This is a genomic window from Enhygromyxa salina (genome assembly GCF_000737335.2).
GTDB classification, from domain to species: domain Bacteria; phylum Myxococcota_A; class Polyangia; order Nannocystales; family Nannocystaceae; genus Plesiocystis; species Plesiocystis salina_C.
Genome location: NZ_JMCC02000172.1, coordinates 1 through 10914 on the forward strand (window position 1 = coordinate 1; position 10914 = coordinate 10914).

Annotated in this window: 7 protein-coding genes; 3 read left to right on the forward strand and 4 right to left on the reverse strand. The window is 68.9% G+C overall.

Translation table 11 applies throughout. The features are described 5' to 3' along the window. The first annotated feature begins 418 nt into the window (after positions 1–418). Positions 419–667, forward strand: a complete 249-nt coding sequence (locus DB30_RS38830) for a hypothetical protein (protein ID WP_165704152.1) — start codon at positions 419–421, stop codon at positions 665–667. Between the two features lie 280 nt (positions 668–947). Here DB30_RS38830 and DB30_RS38835 read toward each other — a convergent pair whose 3' ends face one another. From DB30_RS38835 to DB30_RS38850, 4 genes are read right to left on the reverse strand one after another with little or no spacing between them, the layout of a single operon-like run. Further along, positions 948–1820: a hypothetical protein gene (locus tag DB30_RS38835; protein ID WP_052558931.1), complete on the reverse strand. Its 873-nt coding sequence runs from the start codon at positions 1818–1820 to the stop codon at positions 948–950. Further along, a complete protein-coding gene (locus DB30_RS38840; protein WP_240480431.1) occupies positions 1817–3316 on the reverse strand; it encodes a sigma-54-dependent transcriptional regulator in 1500 nt (499 codons plus the stop codon). Before DB30_RS38840 ends, DB30_RS38835 begins: the two co-directional genes overlap by 4 nt. A 17-nt stretch (positions 3317–3333) precedes the next feature. Continuing rightward, on the reverse strand, positions 3334–4716 hold the full coding sequence (gene hisS, locus DB30_RS38845; protein ID WP_146662609.1) for a histidine--tRNA ligase: 1383 nt from the start codon (positions 4714–4716) through the stop codon (positions 3334–3336). Between the two features lie 33 nt (positions 4717–4749). Further along, positions 4750–6762: a M20/M25/M40 family metallo-hydrolase gene (locus tag DB30_RS38850; RefSeq protein ID WP_052558935.1), complete on the reverse strand. Its 2013-nt coding sequence runs from the start codon at positions 6760–6762 to the stop codon at positions 4750–4752. Positions 6763–6947: 185 nt separating this feature from the next. Between DB30_RS38850 and DB30_RS38855 the strand changes: the two genes are divergently transcribed. Both DB30_RS38855 and DB30_RS38860 read left to right on the forward strand, forming a co-directional pair. Then, positions 6948–9389, forward strand: coding sequence for a UvrD-helicase domain-containing protein (locus DB30_RS38855; protein WP_052558937.1), 2442 nt, complete (start codon positions 6948–6950; stop codon positions 9387–9389). Between the two features lie 326 nt (positions 9390–9715). Beyond that, complete coding sequence (locus DB30_RS38860; RefSeq protein ID WP_052558939.1) at positions 9716–10669, forward strand: LysR family transcriptional regulator; 954 nt, start codon at positions 9716–9718, stop codon at positions 10667–10669. The last annotated feature ends 245 nt before the right edge of the window (positions 10670–10914 follow it).

A 10914-nucleotide genomic window follows, 5' to 3' on the forward strand; every position in this document is an offset into this window, starting at 1 on the left:
CGTCCACGCCTGCTGGCATCCACTGGTTTCGCGGGCGTACCTCGAGCATCGCCTGCGCCCCCCCGGCTTCGGTTGCGAGCGCGTTGTCATCGGCGGCTTTTTGCGCAACGCAACGCAACGCAACGCAACGCAACGCAACGCAACGCAACGCAACGCCACGCCACGCCACGCCACGCCACGCCACGCAACGCCACGCAACGCAACGCAACGCAACGCAACGCAACGCAACGCCACGCCACGCCACGCCACGCCACGCCACGCAACGCCACGCAACGCAACGCAACGCAACGCAACGCAACGCAACGCCACGCCACGCCACGCCACGCCACGCCACGCAACGCCACGCAACGCAACGCAACGCAACGCAACGCAACGCAACGCCACGCCACGCCACGCCACGCCGCTGCACGCCGCTCGGATGCTCGCGTGCGACAGCGCCCGAGTCGACGTCGTGCTCGGGGTGCACGGGCCGCTGCACTCGGAAATTCCATCGGCGCTCGGACGCGCGCTGTCGCTGCACCGCTCGACCACTCGAAAGCGCTCGATCGACCACCGCAAGCATCGAGTGCAACCAACGCAAGAGGCATGGTTGGACCCCAAGACGCCCTTCGATCCCGAGCGCGTAGCCGCCGTCTCGAACGACGAGAAGCGCACAGAAGACCCGTGAGGGTCTCTCCGGGCACAATAAGAGGGCGTTGCGAGTGCATCACCGAAGCCACAGCCCGACCTCGCCGACAGCGATCCATGACAACGCAAATTAGCGCCTTGAGCCCTCCGTGCCCGGAGAGACCCTCACGGGTCGTGCGCGCTGCCCGATCAGCACATCGACCCCCGCAGACCCCAAGAGCACGACCCTCTGTCGCTCACCCGAAGCGACCTCCTGGCGGGGAGGGAGATCTAGGTTTGTTCGGGTGCGCTCCTTTGCGCGGGCGCAAAGGTCAAAACCACTAGTGATCGGGAGAATCCTGCGGATTCGATGAAGCCGCCGGATCCGGCAGACGCAGCGAGGGGATGCTCTTGCTGCCAACGACCAGCAGCGAGACGTTGCCGTAGGAGCCAGCGGCGATCTCCGTGAGGATCTGGTCGTAGTCGTAGGTGTGCGCAGGCTCGGCTCGCTGGGCGCCTGCGGCCTCGGCGGGCAGCTCGAAGGCGTTGGCGGGCAGCTTGGGCTCGCGGTTGATCTTGGTCGCTTCGATCGTGAACGCCGAGCCCTCGTAGCGCAGCAGCAGGCCGGTCTCCTCCCACATGCACACGTTCTGAGCGGCGATCCGCGTCTGCAGGCACGAGACACCGAGCAGCTCCGCCCGATCCCCGGCGGTGGCTTTTCGTTGCTCGGCCAGGAGCGCGTGCCAGGCACGGATCGACTCCACGACCGGCGCGCGGGCGTCCGGTTCGAGGCGCAGGTAAGCGCGGGCGAGCTCGGCGAGGTGGTTGTCGCTGAGCTCACCGGGGTGGCCCTCGTTCGCGGTCCAGATCTGCTTGGCGTTGACGATCGTGACACCGGCGGCGCGCAGCTGGGTGTCGCCCAGGGTCGAGACCAGCTCCCACTGATCCCGGCGCTGACCGCCAGTCGTGATCGAGGTGGTCATCGTGCCGGTGAGCGCGGGACCTGTGATCGCGTAGTCGACCTGGATCGCCTGGGCGCCGCCATCTAGCGGCACGAGCTCGGCGAGGAACTCGGCCTCGGTCGCGGGGATCGGCGCGGCCGGCTTGGCCTCGCCGGCCTCGGATCCCGCTTCGGTCTTGCGCGCGGCGCCAGGACAGCCCAGCAACAGCGCCGCGAGCGAGACCACCCCGAGCGCGCGCGTCAGCCCGGTCAACGCTCGCCCCGCTGGATGCCGAGGATCTTGAGCTTGCGGTGCAGGTGGGTGCGCTCGATCCCGAGCACCTCGGCGGTGCGCGAGACGTTCCAGTCGTTGTCGCGCAGACGCTGCAGGATGTAGGCGCGCTCGACCGCCTCGCGGAACGCCTTGAGCGGTAGCTCGGACTGACCACGCAGGAGCTCGGCGAAGCGCGCGTCGCCGGTTGCGAGCTCGTCACTCTCGCCGCCGCGCGCGTCGTCGCTGGCGGGCGCGTCGGCGCGCAGCTCGGGCGGGACGTCGTCGATGTCGAGGTCGCCGTCGGACAGCACGACCATTCGCTCGATCACGTTGCGGAGCTCGCGGACGTTGCCGGGCCAGTCGTGACGCGCGAGCGCGGCGAGGCCCTGCGGATCGATCTCGCGGCGGGCCAGGCCGTTCTCTTCGCAGGCCTGGTTGATGAAGTGACGGACCAACAGCGGGACGTCGTCGAGCCGCTCGCGCAGCGGCGGCATGCGGATCGGCACGACGGCGAGGCGGAAGAACAGATCCTCACGAAACTCGCCCGCGCCGGCCATCTCTTGCAGGTTGCGGTGCGTGGCCGCGAGCACCCGGACGTCGACCTGGATCGGGGTGTGCCCGCCAACCCGGGTCAGCTCGCCGCTCTGCAGCACGCGCAAGACCTTGGCCTGGGCGTCGAGGTCCATGTCGCCGATCTCGTCGAGGAACAGCGTGCCTTTGTGGGCGACCTCGAACAGGCCCTTCTTTTGACCCACGGCGCCCGTGAACGCGCCGCGCTCGTGGCCAAACAGCTCCGACTCGATCAGCTCGCGGGGGATCGCGGCGCAGTTGACCTTCACAAACGCGTGGTCGTGGCGATCCGAGGCTTCGTGGATGGCGCGGGCGACCAGCTCTTTGCCGGTCCCGCTCTCGCCGGTGATCAGCACGCGCGCCTTGGTCCGGCCCACCTTGGCGACCATGCGCATGAGCTCGCGCATGGGCTCGGCGGTGCCGATGATCTCGCCGTGCACGCGCTGGCGAAGATCCCGAAGCTCGCGCTCGGCCTTGCTCTGGCGCAGCGCGTTGCGGACCGAGACGACCACCCGATCGCGCGAGAGCGGCTTCTCGAAGAAGTCGAAGGCACCCAGGCGCGTGGCCCGGACCGCGTCGGCGACCGAGGCGTGGCCCGAGATCATGATCACCGGGACCGGCGGGTGCCCGTCCTCGCCCAGCGCCGAGAGCCGCTCGAGCACCTCGAGCCCAGAGATCCCGCCCAGCATGACGTCCATGATCACGACGTTGGGCAGCTCGCTGGCCAGCATGGGGTCGGCCTCGTTGGCCGCGATCGCGGCCTCGAGCAGCTCGAGCGCGCGCTCGCCGGTCTCGGCCTCGTGGACGGTCGCGCCCTCGCCCTCGATCACCATTCGCAGGGTGCGACGGATGTTCTTCTCGTCGTCGACGACGAGCACCGTGCCAGTGAACACCGGCGCCTCTTCATTGGAATTGGGCTGGGTCAACGCAGCGCGATCGTACGCTACTCGTCGGCGCTGGCCAACGCGGTCAGCCGGGCGCGGTCGAGCTGCGCGAGCGCGATGGTCTGCTGGCGCCCGGACTCGAGGTGCTTGATCGTCAGCTCGCCAGCGGCGAGCTCCTTGTCACCCAGAATCCCCGCGAACCGGGCCTTGACCCCGTCCGCGTCGGCGTACTGGAGCTGCTTGCCGAGCTTGGCTTGGTCCGGGAACACCTCGACCGCGAGCCCGGCTGCGCGCAGCTGGGTGGCGACGCCCACGACCGCGGCCGGCGGGACCCCCAGCCAGCACAGCATCAGATCCGGGCCAAACTGCTGGGTGGGAAACATGTCGCGCTCGGCCATCACGACCAAGATCCGCTCGAGCCCGAGCGAGAACCCGACCGCGGGGACCTGCTGCTTGCCGAACATGCCGACCAGGTCGTCGTAGCGGCCGCCGCCGCCGAGCGAGCCGGCCAGATCCGGGACCGCGATCTCGAAGATCGGACCCGTATAGTAGCCAAGCCCGCGGGCCAGATCCGGGCTGACCTGCAGGTGCGCGCCAGCGGGGTTGTGCGCGCACAGCTCGAGCAGCTGCGCGAGCGCGTCGATCGCCTGCTGGCCACGCGCGTCGACCTGGCCGCGCAGCTGCTCGAGCAGCTGCGCGTTGTCGCGGGTCCCGGTGGCCAAGATGTCCAGCAGCGCCTGCCCGGCCGCGCTGGCGACCCCGCGCTGCTCGAGCTCGGCGACGACGCCGTCACGGCCGATCTTGTCGAGCTTGTCGACGGCGACCAGCGCGGTGCCCTCGAGCGCCTCTTCGATGCCGGCGGCGCGGATCATCGCGCGCAGCAGCTCGCGGTGGTTCAGCCGAATCGTGAACTGCTCGAACCCGAGCTCGCCCAGCACGGTCGCGACGGCGGAGCAGACCTCGGCTTCGGCGAGCATCGAGGTGGTGCCCGTGATGTCCACGTCGCACTGGTAGAACTCGCGGAACCGCCCCTTGCCCGGCCGATCCGCGCGCCAGACCGGCTGGATCTGGTAGCGCTTGAAGAACCGCGGCAGGTCCTTGTACTGCGCGACGACCCGGGCCAGCGGCACGGTCAGATCATAGCGAAGCCCCTGATCCGCGAGCTCGGACTCGAGCGCGGTCCGGCCTTCTGCAGCGGCCTGCTCGAGCGGACGCGCCAGCGCGTCGCGGCGGTGCAGCAGCCGATACAGCAGCTGGTCGCCCTCGTCGCCGTACTTGCCCAACAGCGTGGAGAGGTGCTCGATCGAGGGGGTCTCGAGCGGGGCGAAGCCGTGGGCCTCGTAGACTCGAACGATCACGTCGATCACGTGGCGGCGACGCAGGACCTCCGTGGGCAAGAAGTCCCGCATGCCGCTCGGTGGTTTGGTGCTCGGCTTACTCACGAGGGGCCGAGCATAGCCGCATCACCCACTGGGTCAATCGACCTCTGGTTCAACTTCGACCACGTTGCCGTGCACGTCGACCCGCCGGATCACGCTGGTTGGATCGCTGCCCGGCAGCCCACGACCGATCCCGTCACCCTGCTTGGGTGCGGTCCAGTTGATCGCGCGACCGCCCGCGAGCTCCCAGATCACATCGCTGACCAGCTGCCCGATCGTGCCAAGGCCTTCAACGTTGATCTCGTCGATCTCGTCGCCGGCCCGGTGGTAGTCGCCGTGCATGCCGGTAAAGAAGAACAGCACGGGGATCTGGCGGCGAAACCACCACGCGTGATCACTGCGCGTGGTCGTGCTGCCCTCGTAGAGGATCTCCATGCCGTAGTTGCCAAGCTCGTCGAGCAGGGGCATCCAGTCGTCGCTGCTGCCGAGCCCGCCGATCGCAAGCCCGCGCGGACCAAGCCGCCCGACCATGTCGAGGTTGACCATCGCGACCACCTGCCCCTGATCGAAGGGCGAGCTCTCGATCATCGCGTGCGAGCCGAGCAGCCCCAGCTCTTCGCCAGAGAAGTGCGCGAACACGATCGTGCGCTTGGGCGTGACCCCGGCCTGTTTGTAGGCGCGCGCGAGCTCGAGCAGCATCGCGGTGCCCGAGGCGTTGTCGTCGGCGCCGTTGCAGATCGCGTCGCGGTCGTCTTTGCGGACGATCGCCCGACAGCTGCCGAGCTCGTCGGTGCCGATGTGGTCGAAGTGCGCGCCGATCATCACGATCTCTTCGGTCTCGCCCCGTAGCTGCGCGAGCACGTTGGGGACCTCGAGGCCGTCGTCGATCAGCTCTGTCTTCAGCTGCGCCGTGACACCCAGCGCCTGGGAGCGCGGCTGGTAGTCGCCGTCGATCGCCGCCTGGACCTTGGACAGCGGCTCGCCGCCGATCGAGAACAGCTTGTCGGCCTGCTTCCAACGCAGCTGGACCACGGGGATCGGCGCCGGGTCGGGGAGCACCCCCCGGCTGGACTGCAGGCCCTCGTCGCTGACCCCGGGCAACAGGTCGGCGTCGCGTGCCTGCTTGCCGACGAAGCTGCGTGGACCCTGCACGAAGATCACCCCGACCGCCCCGGCCGCGGCCAGGTGCTTGGCCTTCTCGGTCAGGCTGGCCTCGCGCAGATCAAACTTGGGCCGGTCGCCGTTTTGGGCCATGAACACGCTAGCCAGCGCCGTCAGGTCCAGGCGGGCCTTGGGGTCCTCGACCTTCCAGTAGCTGTCGCCGAGGAGCTTGGGGTCGACGAAGGGCTCGACGAGATCGACGAGATCCTCGCGGACCTTCTTGTGCAGCTTCTCGAGCTTGGCGGTCGCGTTGGCCTCGCGCAGCGGGGCGGCGTCGGCCTCGAAGGTCTCGGACAGCTTCTGCATGGCGCCGAACAGCGCCATGAGGTCCAGGGTGTTGGGCGCGTGGGCGAGCACCAGGGCGATCTTTCCGGTCAGATCCTGGCCGGAAAGATCGTCGTAGCTGTCGATCGCGTGGCCTGATTCAGCCTCTGAGCCGGCCCCGGAGCCAACCTGAGCCTCGCGGGTCCAGCTCAGGCCGTAGCCAACGAAGACAACCTCGCCCTCGGCGGTCCCAGACACTCCCTCGCCGCGCGGCGAAAATTGTTCGGCGCCGATCTCGACTGGCTTGCCCTTGCGCTGGACGATCAGCGCTTGATATTTGCCCGCCTCGACCTTGGTGCGCAGCCGATAGCCCAAGCGCATCGAGGTGGCGCCGTCCACGGGCTCGAGCCCGAGCTGCTCGTAGCGCTGCGAGATCCAGCTGGCCGCCGCCTCGATCTGCGGGCCGTCGAGGGTGTAGCGGCCTTGGCGTTCGTCGCTGGCGAGCCACTCGATCGACGCGAACATGCCGCTCGCGTCCACGGTTGGGCGGATCGGCGGCGCCGCCGTGAGTTCAATGCCATCATCTGCCGGCGGCAGCGTGGGCGGCTCGGGCCGACACCCGGCCAGACACGCGAGCAGTCCAACGCCCAACAGACCAGGGACCCGCGCAAAATTGTTGGGCATGACGCGCAATACCACAGGCCCCCGCATGGACCCCCACATGGTCCCCCACATGGACCTCACGCGCGCGTCTGTTGCGTGTTCTACGCGAAGGCTGGGCTCGTCGCTTTGTCCGGCACATCTGCCCGTTCGCGCCCCGGCAAACCCAGGGGTGTCAACCGCCCCGGGTTTTGCTAAGGACGACGATCGTGTCCGACCCGGCCACAATTTCGACGCAAGCGCCCGCGGGCGAACCCTGCCCGACCCCAGCGCCCGGGGGCGAGCCAAGCCCGACGCAAGCGCTCGCTGAACGAGACCGCGAGATCGTCGACGCAGAGCTCGACATCCTCGAGCGCGTTCGTGTTCGGCTCGAGCAGCTGCTCAACACCGACGCGCACCAGTTCGAGGACCTCAACAGCTCGATGATCGAGCTGCGCGACGAGATCGCCTGCGCCAAAGAAGAGGACCTGCCCTCGTTGATGGATCAGATGCACCAGCTCGCCGCGCTCAACGCCAAGCGCGGCTCGGGTCGGGACATCCCGGTGGATCCCAAGAGCCCCTACTTTGGCCACCTGCGGCTGCGCGAGGCTCGTGCTGGCAAGCAGCGGGACGTGCTGATCGGCAAGCGCACGATGCTCGACGGCGGCGACGGCCTGTCGATCGTCGACTGGCGCAACGCCCCGGTCTCGCGGCTGTACTACCGCTACGACGAGACCGACGAGTACGAGGAGGAGTTCGACGACCGCAGCATCGAGGGCACCGTGCTGATCCGCCGCAGCGTGGTCGTGTCCGACGCCCAGCTGCGCCGGATCGACGCGCCGCAAGGCAGCTGGGTGTGCGCGCGCTCGGGCAATTGGCGGGCGCTTGGCCACGCGGCCCGGCCCACGCTCTCTGGTGGCACGGGCGCGGCCGTTCGGGTCCCGCGGGGTCGGCTTGGCATCCAGCAAGAAGATCTGGGTCGGGCCGACAAGCGCCTGCAAGAGATCACGGCGCTGATCGACAAAGATCAGTTCGACCTGATCACCAAGCCCGAGTCGGGCGTGGTCTTGATCCAGGGCGGCGCCGGCTCGGGCAAGACCACGGTCGCGCTGCACCGGGTCGCCTACCTCGCGTTCCAAGATCCCCGCCGGTTCTCGCCGGACCGCATGTTGATCGTGGTCTTCAACGAGGCGCTGGTCGAGTACATCCGCCACGTGCTGCCCTCGCTCAACGTCGAGGGGGTCACGGTCACGACCTACCGGCGCTGGAGCGCGGCGATGCTCGAGCGCCTGCGCCTGGACATCCCGGCCAAGCGCACGGACTCGACCCCCGAGGCGGTCGCGCGGTTCAAGAAGCACCCAATCGTGATCGCGATGATCGACGAGCTGGTCGCGGAAGATCTGCGCAACGTAGAGACCTCGCTGATCGAACGCCTGGGTGACCGACCGGGCGCCAACGAAGTCCTGGCGCACTGGCGCAGCCTCGCCAAGCTGCCGCCCAGTGTCCGCGCCCGCCGGGCCCTGCGCTGGCTGCTCGAGGACGAGGGCCGCAAGCTGCCTCCCGCCGTCCGCGCCGCGGCCGAGACCAGCCTGCGAGCGTTCCGCGAAGAGGTCGACGACGTGATCGCGGACTGGATCGAGCTGTTTGGTGACCCCGCGCGGATCAACGACGCGGTCGCCCGTCTGGCCCCCAACGCGTTCAGCGAGAGCGAGCTGGTCACGATCACGCGCTGGTGTGGCAAGCGAGCCGCCGCGCTGAGCGACTGGCGAGACACCGCGGACGAGCAACAACCCGAACCCGACGAAGACGAGCCGCCGCGCCCGGCCCGAACGCCGCCGCGGCTCGACGGTGAGGACGACGCGGTGCTCATGCGCCTGATCCAGGCCAAGCGCGGCGGGATGTTCATCAAGGGCAAGCGCTTCGAGTACGAGCACATCGTGATCGACGAGGCCCAGGATCTGTGCCCGCTCGAGGTCCGGGTGCTGCTCGACACCGCGTCGGCCGGGCGCAGCGTGACGATCGCCGGCGACAAGGCCCAGAAGATGATCTTCGACAACGGCTTCGTCGACTGGCCGCAGCTGCTCGAGGACGCAGGGCTGCCCCACGTCGCCATTCAGCCGCTCAAGATCACCTACCGCTCGACCCGCCAGGTCATGGATCTCGCCCAGCACGTGCTCGGGCACCTGCACGATCCCAACGATGATCTGATCGCCCGCGACGGCGCGCCGGTCAGCTACTTCGGGTTCTCCGACATGGGCGAGGCGGTCGCGTTCTTGGGCGAGGCGCTGCGCAACTTGATGCAGCGCGAGCCGACGGCCTCGGTCGCGTTGATCTCCCGCTATCCGCAGCAGGCCGAGGCCTACTATGAAGCGCTGCGGATCGCCGAAGTCCCGCGCCTGCGCTTGGTCGCGCGCCAGGACTTCACCTTCTTGCCGGGGATCGACGTGACCGACGTCCGCCAGGTCAAGGGCCTCGAGTTCGACTACGTGGTCGTGCTGGATCCGACCCGGCAAAACTATCCCGTGCGCGATGGGTCTCGCCACCTGCTGCACATTGCGACCACGCGTACGGCGTACCAGCTGTGGTTGGTGTGCTCCGGTGAGCCAAGCAAGCTGGTCCCGCTCGGGCTGGTCGACGAGTCGGCCAACGAAGAAGTGGTCAAGGCGCAGTAGCGCGAACCCGTCGTGTTGCTCGCCGCGCGAGCAGCCTGGCTCACAGGGCGCGAGCAGCCTGGCTCACAGGGCGCGGGCAGCCTGGCTCACAGGGCGCGCGAGCCTGGCCGACGGCGGCCTGGCATGCGTCTGGCACTGACGTTGGTTCGTGATCCTCGACAGCCACTCGTTGGGTGAATTCGGGCAACGAGCGGGCTCGTGCGACGCCGCCGCGTGGCTCGGCACGCGCGAGCGACCGTCGGCGGACCGTCAGCCCAGACCGAGCGACGCCTGACGACAGTCCGCGACAGTTCGCATCGGTCCACCCCCACTCGAGAGACGAAGCCATGGATTTCGAAGAGACCCGCGCCCTCCTTGCCGTGATCGACAGCGGTTCGTTCAAAGCGGCGGCCGAGGCCGTCAAGCAGCCTCGCGCGACCCTGCGCCGCCGCGTCGACGCCCTCGAAGCGCGCGCGGGCGTGGCCCTGGTCGAGCGCAGCCGCAGCGGGGTCGTTCCGACCCGCGCGGGCGAGCTGCTTGCGCGTCAGGGTCGGACAATGCTGCGCGAGAACCAGGCGCTGATCGACGCGCTGCGCAACCTCGACGACACCCCGCGCGGCGAGGTCCGCGTTGGCGTCGCGGCCGGGCTGCCGGCCCAGCAGCTGACCCGCTTGTTTGGTCTGTTTCAGGCCAAGTACCCCGCGCTGCGCCTGCACCTGCGCGTGTGTGACGACCCCCTAGCGGAGCTCATCGACCACGTCGACATTGCGATCGACGCGGGCCGCGACAAGCCCCCGGGCCACTCGCAGTCGCGCACCTTGCTGCGCATGAGCGAGCGGCTCGAGGCCAGCCCGGCGTACCTGCACCGCCACGGTGTGCCGCGCTCGATCAGCGAGCTCGAGCATCACTTGTTGCTGGGCTGGCGAGGCCCGGGCGCCGCCAGCTCGCGCTGGCCAAGCCGCGACGGCGGGACCTTTGGGATCGAGCCAAGGTTGACGACCAACGACTTCAACCTGCTGCGCCAGTTCGCCGGTCTTGGCCTGGGCATCGCGTTGCTGCCCAACATCGACCGGCTCGCGACAACGCCCGCGGACGACGAGCTGATCCCCGTGCTCGAGGGCGTCGTCGGACGCAGCCACGAGCTGCGCGCGGTCGTCCCCGCGGCGCTGGCCGAGCTCCCCAACATCACCGCGACCCTCTCCCACCTCGAGCGCTTCGCAGCGAGCCTGCACCCCCAGACGATCACGGTCGGTGCTGGGCTGCAGGGCCTACACGCCCGAGCCGAAGCCGCGAGCATGTAGCGGAGTCTCTTTCGACCCCCACACGCCTCAGACCGTCGAGCATGTAGACTCTGCATGGACATCGCCTCCGTGAGCGGGTGGGGGGGCCGATGTGCTGACCGGGCAGCGCGCACGACCCGTGAGGGTCCCTCCGGGCACGGAGGGCTCAAGGCGCTAATTTGCGTTGTCATGGATCGCTGTCCGCGAGGTCGGGCTGGTGGCTTCGGTCGGGCACTCGCAACGCCCTCTTATTGTGCCCGGAGGGA

Excerpts from the sequence above, each read along its gene's own strand:
- DB30_RS38830 (WP_165704152.1), top strand. The coding sequence starts at position 419 with ATGCTCGCGTGCGACAGCGCCCGAGTCGACGTCGTGCTCGGGGTGCAC.
- DB30_RS38850 (WP_052558935.1), bottom strand. The coding sequence starts at position 6,762 with ATGCCCAACAATTTTGCGCGGGTCCCTGGTCTGTTGGGCGTTGGACTG.
- DB30_RS38860 (WP_052558939.1), top strand. The coding sequence starts at position 9,716 with ATGGATTTCGAAGAGACCCGCGCCCTCCTTGCCGTGATCGACAGCGGT.